We start from the raw sequence: 16853 nt of genomic DNA, 5'->3' as shown, positions 1-16853 counted from the left end.
TTTGTAGTGGTTTTTTGTTTAAAACATACCAAATGTTATAAGTTTAAACTTAAATTGCATTGAGCTAATTATTAATTATGAAAGATCTTTTTGTGTTTAAAGCATTTAGTGATAATGACGCCTTTCATTTTACAGATGAAATAATGAATGATTTTATTAAGTTTATAGAATCCAAATCAATATTTTGGGGAGGAGGATATGGTGAAAATTATATGCAAGGAGGTTTATATTGTGATGTGGATTTAGGCATTGATGAAGAAAATTTTAAAAACGAAGTTTTTGAGTTTTTTCAAAACATTAATAAAAATATTAAAGTTGAAATAGATGGATATGGGATTCCCAAAATTGGTGTCAACTATCTACAGTGCTTTTGCTGTGGTTATTTTACTGTTGAGCAAAGGGGAAGTTTTGAAATTTGCCCTATTTGTTTTTGGGAAGATGACGGAATCTTTGATATGGATTCTACAAGTAATCCTAATGTAATGACATTGAGAGAAGGAAGGTCTAATTTTTTGAAATTTGGAGCATGTGAGAAAAGATTTAAAGGATGTTCTCAAAAATCCTGAAACTAAATTTAGAAAAGTGGATTTTAAAAATTCATAATGGAAAAATATGTTTCAGTAACTTTTAAAGCTTATGGAATTATCAGAGAAGGCTTAGACGGAACCTAAAATCAAGCAGAGAAAACAAGATTCAAAAAGAATAAATATTGCAATAAGAACCTGAAATTATAAAGCGATTGCACTTAAAATATTAAAAAACCACTGCCTTTGTAGTGGTTTTTTAATATTTGTTATTAATCTTTCTTGATATCTGCTTTTGCGTCTTGGTAAGTTTTATCTACCGCATTTGTTCCTTTTTTAGCGGTTTTCTTAGTCCATTTTGCTGCGTTTTTTACACCCTTTTTTGTGGCATCATAACCTTTCTCAGCAGTTTTGCCGGTCCATTCTGCACCGTCTTTAACGGCTGTTCCTACTTTTTTAGCATCTTTTTTCACCTCTTGCTTTACTGGCTCGGTTTTTTGTGCAGATACGCCGATTCCAAATAAAAGAATTACGGCAGCTGAATATAATCTCTTTTCCATTTTTTAAATTTTTGTTTTTATAGTTCTCAAAAATCAGACCATTAATTTTAAAAAAAAAAATCAGAATAAATATGTAATGATATGATTTTTATGTTTGTAAATATCACTTTAGATTATCATAAATAAGAAAGACTGCCCTAAAGACAGTCTTTTTAGCTTATATAAAGATAGTTTTATGCTTTCGCAATATTCAAAATCACCTCCATTGCTTTCTGCATACTCTCCAAAGCAACATATTCATAAGATCCATGGAAATTAATACCTCCCGCGAAGATATTCGGACAAGGTAATCCCATGTAAGATAATTGTGCTCCGTCCGTTCCACCTCTGATTGCTTTAATTTTAGGCTCGATTCCAGCTTCTTTCATTGCTTCTGCAGCAATATCGATGATGTGCATTTTGCCTTCAAACTGTTGCTTCATATTTCTGTACTGCTCTTTAATCTCAACTTCAGCCGTTCCTGTTCCATGTTTTTGATTAAATTCAGCAACTTTTTCTTCCATGAATTTCTTTCTTGCTTCATATTTTTCCTCATCGTGATCACGAATGATGTATTGAAGTTTAGCCTCAGAAATATCCGCATTTAAGTCCATTAAATGATAGAATCCATCAAAACCTTTTGTTGTTGCAGGAGTTTCATTTGCAGGAAGAGATTGTGCAAACTCAGAAGCCAGTAAAACGGCATTTATCATCTTTCCATATGCATAACCTGGGTGAACGCTTAATCCGTGAATTTTTACAACAGCTCCGGCTGCGTTAAAGTTCTCATATTCAAGTTCTCCAACTTCTCCGCCGTCCATTGTGTAAGCAAATTCAGCTCCGAATTTAGCTACATCAAACTTATGGGCACCTCTTCCGATTTCTTCATCAGGTGTGAACCCAACTGCAATTCTTCCGTGCTTGATTTCAGGATGAGCGATCAGATATTCTGCAGCAGTAACGATTTCAGCACAACCTGCTTTATCATCTGCTCCAAGAAGTGTATTTCCGTCAGTTGTAATTAAGGTCTGACCGATATATTTTTTTAAACTTTCGAATTTTGAAGGAGATAGAGTGAATCCTGTAGTTTGATTTAAAACCAAGTCATTTCCATCATAATTTTCCCAAACCTGAGGTTTTACATTTTCGCCACTGAAATCAGGGGAAGTGTCGTAATGCGAAATAAATCCAATTGTTGGTTTATCGTTATTTTCAAGGTTTGAAGGGACGTAACCCATAATATAACCGTTGTCATCAATTGAAACATCTTCCAAACCAATGGTTCTTAATTCTTCAACGATGTATTTTGCGATATCCCACTGTCTTTCTGTAGACGGCGTTGTTTCGCTTTCTGCATCACTTGTTGAATATATTTTTACATAATTAAGAAAACGGTTCAGTAGCTTTTCTTTCCACAATTGGTTGAATTCCATAGTACTCATCAGATATTGTAAATTTAAAATAGTGCAAATTGCCCTTTAATGAAATCAGACATCGACAAGGGCAACTTACACACACCAAAAATAATTAAAAGTTTTTGAACAAAAACAGCTATTTCGAACAAAATTTACGGAATACAAAATCATCATTCAGTAATACGGTCTTAATTTTATTTTAGGTGCTCTGAGAATACAATATTTAACATGAAAACTAACTAAGGATTAACTAAAATATTCTCAAATATTTTTTGATTCTGAAAACCTATTTTTTATTTCCAAAGAATGCAAAAGCATAATTAAGCTGTACAGCAATAATAAACGCAATGCTCAGATATGGATTTATAAAGCAAAGTAACGCTCCTGCAAAATAAAGAGCCTGCGCATAAATAATCCTGCGCCTGATAGGAATATAAACTTCATTTACTGTTTCTTCATTAATGAAATTGTGTTTATAAGCATAATGCCAGTTGATATAAAGCATCAATCCCATTAAAAAGATATTAAGCCAATAAAGGAAAATTGAAAATTTAAAACTAATATGATCTCCTAAAAACGCTGTCGAAAAAGGTAATGTAGAAACAAACAACAGGAATAAAAGATTGATCCAGTTTAAATTACGGTCGCTGCCTTTAATGTGCCTGAATTGTGCAGACTGACCCGTCCAGAAAATTCCTGCGGTCATAAAACTCAGAAAATAGACAAGGAATTTGGGCATTAGAGCAAAAAAAGAATGAGCCAGTTCCATTTCAGTAATGTTTCCTTCAAATTCAGGAACTTTAATTTCCAGTACCAATAATGTCATGGCAACCCCGAAAACAGCATCGCTGATTGCGTCGATACGTCCTGCGCTTTGTCCCGCAAGTTTATTATATGATAGTTTCATAAATGTAAATGTTAAAAATTAAGTCTTACGAAAGGACCAATATTGAATTCGTGTTCCAAATGTTCACCACGACCATGTTGTTCAAACTCAGCTCCGATTCCGAAGCCTACTTTTTCTTTGCACTGTAATCCTAATTTAAGCTGTTGTGCGCTGAATTCATGTCCATGATCGTAACTGATAGCGGTTCTTAATTCTGTACGGAATACAAGTCGCCAGTTTTCACTGATCTCAGGTAAATATCCCAAAATCACCATAATCTGTGCATCAGGATCTTTAGTTACAGCACTTGAAACATTCGCGTAAACCATGAATTTTTCACTTTCTTTTAAGTATCCCAATCCAAGTCTTGCGCTGAAAGGATGAGTGGAAGAAGCATAAGTTCCGGCTGTAACGCCAAAATTTTTAATTAAATTATAAGATAGAATATTGTAATTAACAAATTGCGGATGTTCCGTTTCGTATTCTGGAAGATGCATTTCGCTTCGGGAAATAACATTCCATTTACCAGCTTTGTCAATAGGCTCTAAAAAGAAAAATTCTGAAGTAAGACCTTTATGTCCGCCTAAAACATCTATGTACACCTGAGATTGTGCGTAGCTGAAAACGTTTAGTAAAACGAATAAAATAATCGATATTTTTTTTTTCATGTTTAGTGAGAATTAATGGTTAATTCTATCAACATTTAAGGTTAGAATTTTTGAAATTCTTACTTTGATTTAGTGCTGAAAAGAATAGTCGTGTTTTTTTATTTTTTCAAAGATGATGAAAGCCAATACTGTAATCCAAAAATTAATGATAAGTTGTTGATAAGAATTCGAAATTTATTATCAGTGTAAATTTATTCTTTGGTCTGTTTATCAATTGGTTAATGTTTTTATTTGCAAATTTTAGTGTGCTCGGTATTTACATTATTTTTTAAAAAGTATAAACATCGTTTAAATAGAAAAAATTGGATGTTTTTAATTGTATGATTTCAATTTAATATGTTGATTGTCTGTAGTGTTTTTTTGTAAAATGATTTTAAAGATTAATATTTTTCTGAAAACTGATCATGAAGTATAATTATATTAACTGCAGATCGGTTTTTATATATTATGTTTAATACACGATTCAAAATGAATCTTTTTTAATAAAAATGTGAAAATCTTTAGCTGGAATAATTTATTTGAAATCAAATATCATTCATTGAAATTTTAAATCAATTATAAATATTTGAAAATCAAAATAATGATAGCTTTGTAAAAGACAAAATTAAAATTGATTAGTTTTGTTATATTTGAGAAATCTAAAAGAAAAAAATGTTCCTTACTGAATGTCCGCGTGATGCAATGCAGGGTTGGGGTGAATTTATCCCGACTGATAAAAAAATAGATTACATCAACTCTCTCATGGATGTTGGTTTTGATGTATTGGATTGCCTGAGTTTCGTTTCTCCAAAAGCAATCCCACAAATGGCAGATTCTGATGAGGTTGCCGAAAACATCGATAAATCCCGCTCCGATACAAAAGTTTCTGCGATTGTAGCCAATTACAGAGGTGCTGAAAAGGCATTAAAACATCAGTCTGTAGATATTATCGGCTTTCCGTTTTCTATCTCTGAAACTTTTCAGCACAGAAATACCAATAAAAACCAGGAGGAAGCTTTTGATGAAATTGTTAAAATGCTTGAACTTGTAAAAAGTGAAAACAGGCAATTAAATATCTATTTCTCAATGGCTTTCGGGAATCCTTACGGGGAAATGTGGAAATGGGAAGATGTGGATTTCTGGGCTCAACGATTTTCAGAAATTGGAGTTAAAGATATCTTACTTTCTGATACAACGGGAGTTGCAACACCGGAAACAATCTCTCTTTTATTTGAAAAAATACCATCAAAATATCCTGAAATTAATTTCGGAGGACATTTTCACAATCGTTACGAAGATTCTTATTCAAAATTAAAGGCTGCTTACAACCAAGGTTGCCGAAGATTTGACAGTGCGATCAAAGGAATCGGAGGTTGTCCGATGGCAAAAGATGATTTGGTAGGAAATATGCCGACAGAGCAGGTGATCAATTTCATGAGCGTGGAAAAGGCTGATCATAAATTGAATTTATTGAACTTCGAAAGTTCTTATAACAAAGCGAAAGATATTTTTCATTTCTAAAATATGAAAAAACTTTTAATCATTCCTTTAATTACTTTCTCTTCATGTGTTTTTGCTCAGAAAATTGACAAGCTTTTTGATGAACAAAAGTTTGAAGAAATCACTGCGTTGGAAAAAGAAAGCCCAAGCTTTACGGGAGAAGAACTTTACAAATTAGGTTTTGCATTTTTCAGACAAGAAAACGATGATAAAGCAATAGAATACTATGATAAAGCATTAAAAAAAGGTTTTGAGAATCCTATTCTATTTTTTCAGAAAGGGCTTTCGCAGATGTATCAGAAAAAATATGATGAGGCATTAAAAAATATTAATATAGGGTTAGAATCTGCTCCAGTGGCGGAGTTTTATTATGAGAAAATTCGTATTTACACTATCAAAGGAGATATTGTAAATCAGGAAAAAACCTTTCTAGAAGCACTTCAAAAGTCTGAAAAAAAAGATGAGTGGTATACTAAAATAGTTTTATTTGCAGGAAACTTTTATTATGTTGAGAAAAAAGATTTTGCAAAATCAGAAAAGATATATAAAGATGCAATTGATTCATTACCAAAACAGTATGAGCTTTACACTAAACTTATTAAATCTTTAAATGCTCAAAATAAATTTTCAGAAGCGAATAGCTATTTTGAAAAAATGAGAATTCTGTACGAGAAAAAAGAACTACCGGAAGATGAAATGAAGTTTAAAAATCTTAATGTTGAGCAATTTAACTGGAAAAACCAAGTAGTAAATGTTTATAAGTATTTTGAAAAACCTAAAGATATGCTACAACCACTTTATGTCTTATATTTAAATAATGAAAAAGGAGATAAAATAGAGCGTAAGTTTAAAATTGAAAAGACTCTTCAGGTTGAAAAAACGGATCCGGAATTTGTAATTTGCGAAGAATCTGAAGATGGTCACAGAACATATCCGATCGGTTTCAAAAACGATAGCTTTACTTTGGAAAGTCTGAGAAACGAAATAAAGGAAATTCTTGATAATAAGTATAAATAGTTCTACTTATAAAAACTAATTTAAAATAAATCAAATGACTTCAAAAATTACATATATCGGAGATTTAAGATGTTCAGCAGAACATTTACAATCCGGAACTTTTATTGAAAGCGATGCGCCAACAGACAATCACGGAAAAGGAGAAAAATTTTCTCCTACGGACTTGTGCGCAACTTCTCTTGCAGAATGTGCGCTTACAACCATTGCGATTTTAGGCAAAGAAAAAAAGATTAATATTGACGGTGCTTATTGTAATCTTCAAAAAATTATGAAAGGTGAACCAAGAAGAATCGGCGAAATTGTTTGCAATTTTGTATTTTCAGATTCTTATTCCGACAAAGAAAAAGCTTTTATAGAGGAAACGGCGCATAATTGTCCGGTTGCGAAAAGTCTTCATCCGGATTTGGTACAGACAATGATTTTCATTTATCAATAAAATAAATAAACCGTAGAAATTTTCTGCGGTTTTATTTTTGTTGAAAATTTCTACGATATTAATGTTATTTAAACCAAGTCAAAAAATTTCACCAATAATCTCACCTTCAGAATTAAAAAATCTTCCAACTGAAAATCTTATCATTCTTGATGCAAGAGTAGGAAAAAATGTTCATCAAAATTATCTGAACAAACATATTAAAGGAGCGAGATTCGTCGATTTAGATAAAGATCTTGCTGAAATTGGTGAAGATGCAGCTTTTGGTGGAAGACATCCTCTTCCGAAAATTGGGAAATTTGCGGAAACACTTTCCAAACTTGGAATTTCGGAAGATTCTCATATTATTGTTTATGATGATAAAAACGGAGCCAATGCAGCAGCAAGAACTTGGTGGATGTTGAGATCTTTTGGATTCGAAAATGTGCAGGTTTTAGATGGTGGTTTTCAAAATGCTGAAAAAGAAGGGTTGGAATTTTCTTCAGGGGAAGAAACTTATGAAAAAGCTCGGTTAATTAAAAAAGAAAACTGGCTTCTTCCAGCTTTAACCTTGGAAGTTGTTGAAAATGAATTAACAAACAATTCTTCAACTGTAATCGATGTGAGAGATTCTTATCGCTACAATGGTGAATCTGAACCCATTGATTTGGTTGCAGGACATATTCTAGGAGCAATCAATATTCCTTTTTCTGAAAATCTTGATGAAAACGGAAACTTCCTTTCTCCTGAAATTTTAAAAGAAAAATATTCAAAACTTTTACAGGGAAAATCTGAAAATTTAATAATTCACTGTGGTTCCGGAGTTACAGCTTGTCACACAATTTTGACTTTGGACTATGCGGGTTTAAAAATTCCGAATCTATACGTCGGTTCGTGGAGTGAATGGAGTAGAAGGGAAGGAAAAGAAATTGCCAAAGAAATATAAAAGCTTCCACAGATCAGAAACCCGTGAAAGCTGAAATATATAAATTGGTTATAATGTAATATTTATCAATCAATTATTTTGCAACGCCCAAAGCTTCAAAATAATTCTTAAATGCGCTGATTTCTAGTGCGAAAACTCCATCATTTCCAATCATATTGATTGGTCTCCAGAAGCTTCCGTCAAAGAAACTGATCAATCCCTGATAAGAATTTAAACCATTCGGTTCAGTCACTCCCCATGGATTTCTCAGAATGATATAGTTTTTACCATTGAAGGTAGACCAACCTAAAACTGTATACGCATGATTTCCAACGATATTCGAGCCTGAGTAATCTTTTCCTGATCCGTAAGTCCATGCAACCATAGGATTGATTGTTTTCATACTCATAGAATTTTCTCTTACAATCCCAAAAAGATCAAGTGCAGTTCTTGTCGAAGTGTAATAATAATATGGAGTCGTGTTCATAAGCTGTGCAACGGCTTTTACAGGATCTCCGTAAGCGGTTTTTGAAATATCCGGCTTATCGTCATTGGTGTTATTGATCCATTTAGCAAAAGCTTTTTCATAAACTGCGGGCCAGATTTCTCCGGCATCGTTACTTCTGCAGTATACAGGATTGCTGGAAGAGTTAATAATCGTATTGTCAGTTACTTCCACAAGTTTGCTGGCTGCATCTTTTCCGCCTCCTTTTGTGTAAAACTGAATGGCGTTTGTACGATCAGTTTCTCCGGTTCCTGTTGCTCTTACTTTATGTTCAATAGAAAATGGTGATGCCCATGCAATGGCTGAAATCGCTGCAATGAAATAACAGTTCGCTACAGAACCCTGAATCGGATCATTATATTCCGTAACATCGTTAAAGAAATTTCCTCTGTCGCTCCATGATGTTCCTGCAGGAGTCCATCCTACAGCTGTTGCAACTCCGAAAACGATATTTTTAATAGAAGGGGAGATGAGTTTATTATTGATTGTATTATTCAATTTTGGAATATTTAAGACCACTTTTACATCGCCTTTGTCTAGTCTTGCATTTTTTACAGCGATAGTATTAAGATCCTTTATTCCTGTGTTTGAAAGATCATTAAGACTTTTGATATTTGAAAGATCTACAGATTGCAGTTTGTCTGTTGATCTTACTTTGATATCTTCCATTTTTACGGCTTTTACTGTATTGTCTCTGTTCAGTTCCAAGCCGGCATATAATGGAGAATTGAATTTAATATCGAAAAGTTCGGCATAGTTTGTTTCCAGTGTTTCTTCAAGAATTTGATAAGATTTTGCGTCTTTCCAGTCAAATTTTCTTCCTGTAATCGCTTCGGTTAATGCATAAGGATTGATTACTCCTACAAACATTTCTTTAGGTGCTTGATCCATGATAATTGGTTTTTTAAGGGTTAATGTTTTTATTAATAAGGTTTAAGAAATCAGGACTGTATAAATATAAAAAGCGGTTGAAGAGAGAAATTCCGGCTTCATCATCGGCTTCGATCATGATTTTTTTAGCATTAATATCGATGCTTTTCTGGCTTCCTCCTGTCATGTTTGACGGTTTTTCAGAATTCTCTTTTTTTTCTAATAAAGAAAGAAGCTTTTGAAAAATTTCAATATTGAATTTCTTTGATTCTGATAAAATCATTTTCTCATCCGTATCATATCCTTTGAAGAGTTTCATTTCAGCATCTCCTTCTTGTTCGGAGAAAATGATCTGATATCTGTAAGCATATTGCGGCGGAACACTTCCGTTATTAAATGATACAATGACTTTATTTGCTTTCATACTGTTGATTTCTGAAACCAAAATTATAGGATGTTGATAATCTATCTGTTAGTGATTTCACTAATTCGTAATGGGGAATAAACGGAATAAAAAAAGCTGCCTCGAAATGAAACAGCTCTATATTTAATAGTAAGGTATTAAATTGTTGTCGCAAAGTATTTTAATTTTCAAAATACAATGTCTTAAATTTTTTGAATGATTAAAGCATTCCAAGCTCAAACTTAGCCTCTTCGCTCATCATATCTTTGTTCCAGCTTGGTTCAAAAGTAAGTTCCAGATCCACGCTTTTTACATTTTCTACGTCCGTAACTTTATCTTTTACTTCTTGTGGAAGCGTTTCTGCAACGGGGCAGTTCGGAGTCGTAAGTGTCATGATGATTTTAACATCCGCATCATCGGAGATCTGTACGTCGTAAACCAATCCCAGTTCGTAGATATCTACCGGAATTTCAGGGTCATATACACTTTTTAAAACTGTGATGATTTCTTCACCGATGTCGGCAATCTGATCGTCTGTAAATTTCATTTTTTAATCTAAATTGATGTACCTTTTCAACAAATCTTCCTGACGCATACGCCGGAAAATATTTGCCAAAGTTAAGACATCTTTTTCACAATAGTCAACTATTCTTTGCAAGTCTTTCTCTATGTAGTAGATTGATGAAACCATTGAGCCGTCGATGTCGTCTTTCGGAGTCGGAATTCCGAAAACATGAGCCAGTAATTCCAGAGAAATGAAACTTTTATAATCTCCGAACTTCCAAAGTTCCATCGTATCGATATGCGGAATTTCCCAAGGCTTTTTTCCAAACATCTGAAATGGAGTAGGAGGCATTATTCCGTTGATCAAATATCTTCTTGCAATCCACGGAAAGTCAAATTCTTTTCCGTTGTGCGCGCAAAGAATCACATCGCGAAGTCTCTGACTGTTAAAAATTTCACCAAAATCCATCAGTAATTTTTTTTCGTCATCACCCGCAAAACTTTTGATCTTTAAAGTATCATTTTTCTCAGTCATCCCGATTGTGATGCAGATAATTTTTCCAAATTCAGCCATAATTCCGGCTCTGTCTTCATAAAATTCTCCTGCAGAGATCTCATCTTTTCTCTGGAATCTTGTTTTTTTGTCCCAAAGTATCTGTTCGGCTTCGGACAGTTCTTCCCACAAACCGAAGCCTGGAACAGTCTCAATATCAAGGAATAAAACTCTTTCTAAAGGAATTTTTTGTATCATGTTTTATAAGTTTTTTAACCGACCTGCATTCCGTTTTTTGTTGGTAATGAAGGCGTTAATAAAGTAACATCTTTTTGATCTTCACCATAAACACCCAAAACCAGACATTCGCTGAAAAAATTGGCGATTTGTTTTTTAGGAAAATTAACAACAGCCAAAACTTGCTGACCGATTAATTCTTCTTTCTGATATAAAGAAGTGATTTGTGCAGATGATTTTTTAATACCTAAATCTCCGAAATCTATTTCCAATTGATAAGACGGATTTCTTGCTTTTTCAAAATCGTTTACTGAAATGATCGTTCCGCACCGGATGTCTATTTTTTCAAAATCTCCCCATGAAATTTCGGGTTTTATTGTCATGATAATGAATTGATTAAATTTTGTACTTCTGTTTTTTGGACTGCATATTTTTTCTGCAAATCAGAACCTTCGCCCATTCTTTTGTAATATTCTAAAGCTTTATTTCCAAAATCCTTCTTATGAAAGTTGGAAACTTCCGGAATCTGTGGAAAAACGGTATGGAAAAGCATTTCGTAATATGCCAGAAATTCTCTTTCGCTCTTTTCTTCGATTACATGTCCCGGAGCTTTTTGCCTTACATGAAGCATTTCGTGAGCAACGAGATTAAGAACCAGGTTAAGATCAAAATCAAAAAGATTTTTAGGGATCATTACCTTTTGTAAACCGCCCAATTCTCCTTCTGCCGTTAAAACCAAAGAATTTGGAAAAACTTCTTCCCGAAGACCAAATCCCCCGAAGTTTTCATGTTCAAGATTAAAGGAACGGATTAAATATTCTGCCGCATCAATGATCTGGTCGTGTTCTTTGTAAGCTTCAAGGTGTAAATTAATTTGTTCGAAATTCATCTTTAAATATGTTTTAACAAATGTATTAAAATAATGAAACTTAAAAATGATTTTAAAATAGAAAAATTTTGCTATTAAAAATCAACTAGTTATGAATTTTCTGAAACATTTTTGTTAATTCCCGTGCAAGATTTCAGCAAAATCGGATTTATATAATTGAGTACTCAATGAATAATGTTTAATGTTAAAAATCGAAAATAATGAAGAAACAAACAGTACTTAATTTTTTAATGATTGCGATGATCGCAGTTTTAGGATTTTCTTTAACATCTTGTAATGGTGATAGATATGAGCCGATTCCGGTGAAGGTAAGTGATGTGAACGGAAATTATAAAGCAAGATTAGTGACTTCACAAAACGGCAAATTTAATGAAAAGCTCATTGATTTTACAGCAAAAGATACGATCATCACTTTTAAAGATTTTCCTTTAAGAGAAATTGTAAAAACGATTGTGACGGATCCGGTAAAAGCAGACACAGCTTTGGCTCACATCGGAAAAGTTGAATATAAATTGAATTATAAATCAAAATTAAATACAGACCAAAACGTCGTAGAATTAACTTTTGAACCAAAAACTTTAGAAATTCAGATTCCTGTTGACGGAACAACGAAAAATGCTATGGTAAAATTGGTTGCTAAACAAAAAGGATTCTTTGTAGGGTACGACTGGTCGATAAGATTTGGATTGGAAGCGGAAAAAATAACCATTGACGGGGTGGATTTTGCCCCTTATCAGACTATAAAATATGATATCCCGATCAGTGTTAAAAATTAAAGTAATGGTTATTTGTCAAGTAGGTAAGCCTCAATTTGAGGCTGCCTATCTTTGCATTATGTTAAATTGAGAGTGAAAATTGGATGATTGATAATTGTTAATGAAGGAAAATCAGGAACAGATTTTGGTAAACCGCCTTTTGCAAAAGGAAGAATCGGCTTGGAAGGAGCTTTTCGGAGCTTATTCAGGCAGTCTTATCTATGTCTGTTCGAGATATGTTATTGATAAAGAAGATGTTAATGATGTTCTGCAGAACAGTTTTATCCAAATGTTCCGATCGATAAGTTCTTTTGAATACAGGGGAAATGGTTCTTTAAAAGCATGGATTACCAGAATTGTAGTGAATGAATCTTTAAAGCACATCAAACAAAATCCTGAACTTAAAAAAGTTTCAGAAGATTTTGAAATTCCTGATGAGCAAAATGATGAAGAACCCAACTTTGAAGAAATTTCGCAACAGACCATCATGAAAATGATACGATTGCTTCCGCAAGGATACAGAGCCGTTTTCAATTTATATGTTTTTGAGGAAAAAAGTCATAAAGAAATTGCAGAAATACTGGGAATTGCAGAAAATTCTTCCGCGTCGCAGCTGCATAGAGCAAAATCAATGCTTGCCCGGAAAATAAAAGAATATAAAATGTCTAAAGCGGCGCAATATGAGTAATGAATGGTTAAATGATCTGCGCAGAAAAATGGAAGATCACACGGAAGATGTTCCTGAAGGATTGTGGAAAAATATCAGGGATGAATTGTTTGATGAAGAGGAAGCGAAGAATATTGTTCTTGGCGCAATGAGTGATAACTTGAAAGCGCAGGAAAAAGCTGTTATTAAAATTAATCATAGAACTTTATTGTATCGTATTGGCAGTGTTGCGGCGGCAATTGCAATGTTCTTTATTTTGGGCAGGCTGATTGATTTTAACGGTAAAAAACAACCTTCCGAAAAACCGAAATATGCTGATCAGAAGCATCAAGAATCTACAAAAATTTTTTCTGATGATCCGAAATTATCAAACTTTAAAGAAAATCAAGCTGTTGAAAATTCTTTTAAGCAAAGAAATGATTTAAATAAAATTAATTCAGATCAAGAAAAAAATATATATCAGGTTTTCAGGGAAAACAGTGTTGAAAATCTTTTAAATAAAACAAAAAATCTCGAAAACGTTCTTTGGAAAAGTGAAATTTCTGAGAACAGAAATCAAAATCAGGCTGAGAAATTATTTAATCAAAATGATCAAAACTTAGCTCAGGAGCAAAATAAGAATGCCGTCGAAGGACAAAAAAATAATGAAGAGGAAACCGAAACTCACGAACTTCTTACGAAAGAGGAAAGAGAATGGAAGGAGAAATTTGAGGAAGCGGAAAAAACAAAGTTAGCTGGAAGTAAAACTAAAAAATCCTGGACAGTAGGGGTACTGACAGGAAATGCTTCTTCAAACTCGACCGACCAGTTTCCGGGATATGCTACTTTAAACGGAACTACACTAAGTCTTCCGGAAGTTTGGGGTATGGATTATGAAGAAAATCCTTTGATGGCAATTCTTTTGGCAAATCAGGACAAAAAAGTGGATGCCAAGATCAAACACAAAACACCGATCACTTTCGGGGCTTCTGTTTTTAAAAATTTAGGAAAAAGATGGAGCGTCGGAACAGGAATCAATTATACAAAACTTTCGGCAGAGCTTACTTCCGGAAGTGATAATAATTTTATCAGCAGTGAACAGAATATTCATTATGTGGGAATTCCGGTTCAGATAAATTATAACGTAATTCAAAAAGGAGCTTTTACAGGTTATGTGACAGGTGGCGGAATTGTAGAAAAAGTCGTTTCGGGGGATATCAAAACAAAATATATCGTGGATGGAGTAGTGAAAGAGAATACAAAAGAAAACATCAGCGAAAAGCCGGTTCAGGTTTCTGTAAATACGGCAGTTGGATTACAGTTGAAAGTTATTAAAAACATCGGAATTTATGCAGAGCCGGGAATTGGATATCATTTTAATGACAACAGCTCACTTAATACCATTTATAAAGAAAAACCCCTGAATTTCAATCTGAAATTCGGGATCAGAGTATTGCTGGAATAATTTCATAATAAAATATAATCAAAAGTTTTTAAGCACTTAAATATTTAAAGTGTTTAGGAAAGTATTGCAATTAAACAGACGTTTTTTTAACACCAAGCCACACAATAAAATTCTTTATATGAAAACAAAACTAATTTTTTTAAGTCTTTTATTTTTAAGTTTTTTAAATCTGAAAGCCCAACAATGTACACCAGTAATCACAAGTCCAAGATTAGGAACAATGTTTCCGGACAAAGTCGTTTTCTGTAATTCTGAAAGCGAAACACTTACTACGACGCAGACTTACGCAACCTATCAATGGTACAAACAGGAGTGGGATTGGCAAACTCCGAACACAAATCCGTGGGTTCCAATTACCGGAGCGACTTCTCAGACTTTAACAATCAACGGATCAACAGATATGTTATATTATTTTAAAGTTGAAGTGACGCAGAACGACTGTACAGCGGAGAGCGAACCTGTAATGGCAGATGGATATGCTTACGGACTTCCGTTTATGATTGCAGATTTTCAGCCCGGAACTTTTGAGGAAATCGGACCGGGAGAATATAATATTTGTGAAGGGGCTTCTGTACAGCTTAATGACGGATTTCCATTGGTTTACGGAACTCATACATGGTTCAAATGTGTTCCGGCAACTATTCCGGCTTCATCAACTGATCCTTGTATAATTCCTGGCGCTACAGGAGATTCTTATACTGCAACTTCTACAGGAAATTACGGATTTTATGCATGTACAGAATATTGTCCCGATCAATGTGAGTTTTTAGGTGATTTTGCATTTATTCAATTAAATTTCGGAAACTGGAATTTTTGCAGCAATCTTTCAACGGGCGAAGTAAAACTGAAAGAAAACAGCTTAAATATCTACCCAAATCCAACTTCACAATTCCTGTACATAGGAAGAGAATCTGATAAAAAGTATCCTGAAGTTTCTATTATTGATATGTCAGGAAAATTAATTAAGCAAAAGAAAGATCACACCTATTCTGAAGCAATCGATGTAAGTGGTCTTGTTCCGGGAACATATATTGTTGTTTCTAAAAATGCAGACGGAAAAATATTTAAAAATAAATTCATCAAAAAATAGAGCATAAAGAAGTCCAATACAGTGGATTTTAGTTTTTTCAATAATTCTCACGAGAGACTGTCTTTTAAAGATGGTCTCTTTTTATTTAATATTGATATGATTTGAATAAAAAAGCTGCCTCATTTTTGAAACAGCTTTATATATTTAATTTGAAATTAATTATTTCTTAATCCACCACTGACTATCCTTTCTGTCAGAACGCTTCACTCCATTATTTAAAGTATAGGCAAAACCAACTCCCAAAGTCTGTTTTAGCTGTGTTTTTTGGACCTGATTATGATCGTACATCACATCGACCGTAATATTGGAAGAAATGAATTTATTAACCTTTAAATTCAAAACCATTCCATAAGCTAAAACCAATCTTTCAGGATGATCCAGATAATTAGAGAAAACGGAAGCCGTGTTGGTAACATTGACGTTTTCCATTAATTTGACTTTATAATAAGCCGTTCCAAGGAAACCATACTGTAATATCGAAGAATCTCCATCCGCTTTCAGACCATAATTTCCGGCTAATTGCAGGTCTTTATCCAAAACAAAAGCCCATCTTGCGTTACTTGGACGGAGTGTAACATTTAAATTATCATTTGGTCTGTATGTGATACCCATACCGACATTCAGATAACCGGGAGCCATGAAATTGGATATTTTCTTTGCTTCAGGATTGTTTCCGTCTTCATATCCCGCAGAAAACTGGGACAATAAACCCGCTCCCACAGAAAGATACCAGCTTTTTGAAACTTTTCTCCCATAATTGGTGGAAACATTAATTAAGTCTTGAGTTTTTCTCTCTCCGATTCCCTGAGTATTATTTTGACCATAATTTAAAAGAATGATATTTTCCCAAAGATCTTTGTCTTTTTCATAAGTAATATTGTAATCAGCTCCTGCAAGCCAACCAACGTTGTTAGCTCCACCACCTACCCAATTCGAAAAGGCAGCCTGATTAATCATTAAAGATTGTTTTCCTAAAACAGACCAGTGTTTTACCGTATCGATTTTCACGGCTCCGGTATCAATTATTACGACTTGTGCATTGCCAAAAATCCCTAAAGAAAGGGTAAGTATCAATAAAAACTTCTTCATGAGTCCAAGATTTTGATTTGCAAAAATATTAAATATAATTTT

At 33.6% G+C, this 16853-nt stretch carries 20 protein-coding genes; 9 read left to right on the top strand and 11 right to left on the bottom strand.

Annotated features, from left to right (window positions below; genetic code table 11):
* Positions 1-77: 77 nt before the first annotated feature.
* Positions 78-566, top strand: a complete 489-nt coding sequence (locus ABD940_RS09275; RefSeq protein ID WP_345202772.1) for a CPCC family cysteine-rich protein — start codon at positions 78-80, stop codon at positions 564-566.
* A gap of 230 nt (positions 567-796) precedes the next feature.
* Here the strand turns inward: ABD940_RS09275 and ABD940_RS09270 are convergent, their stop codons facing one another.
* The 4 genes from ABD940_RS09270 to ABD940_RS09255 all read right to left on the bottom strand — a co-directional run bounded on the left by ABD940_RS09270 (position 797) and on the right by ABD940_RS09255 (position 4032).
* A complete protein-coding gene (locus ABD940_RS09270; RefSeq protein WP_345202770.1) occupies positions 797-1084 on the bottom strand; it encodes a hypothetical protein in 288 nt (95 codons plus the stop codon).
* A gap of 173 nt (positions 1085-1257) precedes the next feature.
* Positions 1258-2505 carry a peptidase T gene (gene pepT, locus ABD940_RS09265; RefSeq protein ID WP_345202767.1) on the bottom strand — a complete coding sequence of 416 codons (1248 nt, stop codon included), beginning with the start codon at positions 2503-2505 and terminating at the stop codon, positions 1258-1260.
* A 259-nt stretch (positions 2506-2764) separates the two neighbouring features.
* Positions 2765-3385 (bottom strand): TMEM175 family protein, encoded by a 621-nt coding sequence (locus ABD940_RS09260; protein ID WP_345202764.1) that lies wholly within the window; start codon positions 3383-3385, stop codon positions 2765-2767.
* Between the two features lie 11 nt (positions 3386-3396).
* Positions 3397-4032 carry a hypothetical protein gene (locus ABD940_RS09255; RefSeq protein WP_345202761.1) on the bottom strand — a complete coding sequence of 212 codons (636 nt, stop codon included), beginning with the start codon at positions 4030-4032 and terminating at the stop codon, positions 3397-3399.
* Positions 4033-4683: 651 nt separating this feature from the next.
* Between ABD940_RS09255 and ABD940_RS09250 the strand changes: the two genes are divergently transcribed.
* The 4 genes from ABD940_RS09250 to ABD940_RS09235 all read left to right on the top strand — a co-directional run bounded on the left by ABD940_RS09250 (position 4684) and on the right by ABD940_RS09235 (position 7886).
* On the top strand, positions 4684-5532 hold the full coding sequence (locus tag ABD940_RS09250; RefSeq protein ID WP_345202758.1) for a hydroxymethylglutaryl-CoA lyase: 849 nt from the start codon (positions 4684-4686) through the stop codon (positions 5530-5532).
* 3 nt (positions 5533-5535) lie between these two features.
* Positions 5536-6528 (top strand): tetratricopeptide repeat protein, encoded by a 993-nt coding sequence (locus tag ABD940_RS09245; RefSeq protein WP_345202755.1) that lies wholly within the window; start codon positions 5536-5538, stop codon positions 6526-6528.
* A 34-nt stretch (positions 6529-6562) separates the two neighbouring features.
* The gene (locus ABD940_RS09240) at positions 6563-6964 is read left to right on the top strand and encodes an OsmC family protein (RefSeq protein WP_345202752.1); all 402 of its coding nucleotides are present in this window, start codon (positions 6563-6565) and stop codon (positions 6962-6964) included.
* A 61-nt stretch (positions 6965-7025) separates the two neighbouring features.
* The gene (locus ABD940_RS09235) at positions 7026-7886 is read left to right on the top strand and encodes a sulfurtransferase (RefSeq protein WP_345202750.1); all 861 of its coding nucleotides are present in this window, start codon (positions 7026-7028) and stop codon (positions 7884-7886) included.
* 73 nt (positions 7887-7959) lie between these two features.
* Here ABD940_RS09235 and ABD940_RS09230 read toward each other — a convergent pair whose 3' ends face one another.
* The 6 genes from ABD940_RS09230 to ABD940_RS09205 all read right to left on the bottom strand — a co-directional run bounded on the left by ABD940_RS09230 (position 7960) and on the right by ABD940_RS09205 (position 11766).
* Complete coding sequence (locus tag ABD940_RS09230) at positions 7960-9261, bottom strand: C2 family cysteine protease (RefSeq protein ID WP_345202747.1); 1302 nt, start codon at positions 9259-9261, stop codon at positions 7960-7962.
* Between the two features lie 13 nt (positions 9262-9274).
* Positions 9275-9664: a hypothetical protein gene (locus ABD940_RS09225; protein WP_345202745.1), complete on the bottom strand. Its 390-nt coding sequence runs from the start codon at positions 9662-9664 to the stop codon at positions 9275-9277.
* Between the two features lie 199 nt (positions 9665-9863).
* Complete coding sequence (locus tag ABD940_RS09220) at positions 9864-10190, bottom strand: SUF system Fe-S cluster assembly protein (protein WP_345202741.1); 327 nt, start codon at positions 10188-10190, stop codon at positions 9864-9866.
* Between the two features lie 3 nt (positions 10191-10193).
* Complete coding sequence (locus tag ABD940_RS09215; RefSeq protein WP_345202738.1) at positions 10194-10898, bottom strand: 3'-5' exonuclease; 705 nt, start codon at positions 10896-10898, stop codon at positions 10194-10196.
* A gap of 14 nt (positions 10899-10912) precedes the next feature.
* On the bottom strand, positions 10913-11260 hold the full coding sequence (locus ABD940_RS09210; RefSeq protein ID WP_345202736.1) for a tRNA-binding protein: 348 nt from the start codon (positions 11258-11260) through the stop codon (positions 10913-10915).
* Positions 11257-11766: a hypothetical protein gene (locus ABD940_RS09205; protein ID WP_345202733.1), complete on the bottom strand. Its 510-nt coding sequence runs from the start codon at positions 11764-11766 to the stop codon at positions 11257-11259. The genes ABD940_RS09210 and ABD940_RS09205 overlap by 4 nt, the downstream gene beginning before the upstream one ends.
* A gap of 200 nt (positions 11767-11966) precedes the next feature.
* Between ABD940_RS09205 and ABD940_RS09200 the strand changes: the two genes are divergently transcribed.
* From ABD940_RS09200 to ABD940_RS09185, 4 genes are all read left to right on the top strand, one after another.
* Positions 11967-12542: a DUF4840 domain-containing protein gene (locus tag ABD940_RS09200; protein WP_345202730.1), complete on the top strand. Its 576-nt coding sequence runs from the start codon at positions 11967-11969 to the stop codon at positions 12540-12542.
* Positions 12543-12642: 100 nt separating this feature from the next.
* Positions 12643-13209, top strand: coding sequence for an RNA polymerase sigma factor (locus ABD940_RS09195; RefSeq protein WP_345202727.1), 567 nt, complete (start codon positions 12643-12645; stop codon positions 13207-13209).
* Positions 13202-14632, top strand: a complete 1431-nt coding sequence (locus tag ABD940_RS09190) for a porin family protein (RefSeq protein WP_345202725.1) — start codon at positions 13202-13204, stop codon at positions 14630-14632. Before ABD940_RS09195 ends, ABD940_RS09190 begins: the two co-directional genes overlap by 8 nt.
* A 118-nt stretch (positions 14633-14750) precedes the next feature.
* On the top strand, positions 14751-15722 hold the full coding sequence (locus tag ABD940_RS09185; protein ID WP_345202724.1) for a T9SS type A sorting domain-containing protein: 972 nt from the start codon (positions 14751-14753) through the stop codon (positions 15720-15722).
* A gap of 159 nt (positions 15723-15881) precedes the next feature.
* On the opposite strand, the gene ABD940_RS09180 is transcribed toward ABD940_RS09185, so the two are convergent.
* Positions 15882-16811: a DUF3078 domain-containing protein gene (locus ABD940_RS09180; protein WP_345202722.1), complete on the bottom strand. Its 930-nt coding sequence runs from the start codon at positions 16809-16811 to the stop codon at positions 15882-15884.
* Positions 16812-16853 lie beyond the last annotated feature (42 nt).

This window comes from Chryseobacterium ginsengisoli, from assembly GCF_039542325.1.
Lineage (GTDB): Bacteria > Bacteroidota > Bacteroidia > Flavobacteriales > Weeksellaceae > Chryseobacterium > Chryseobacterium ginsengisoli.
This window is presented reverse-complemented; position numbering and strand designations above follow the sequence as displayed.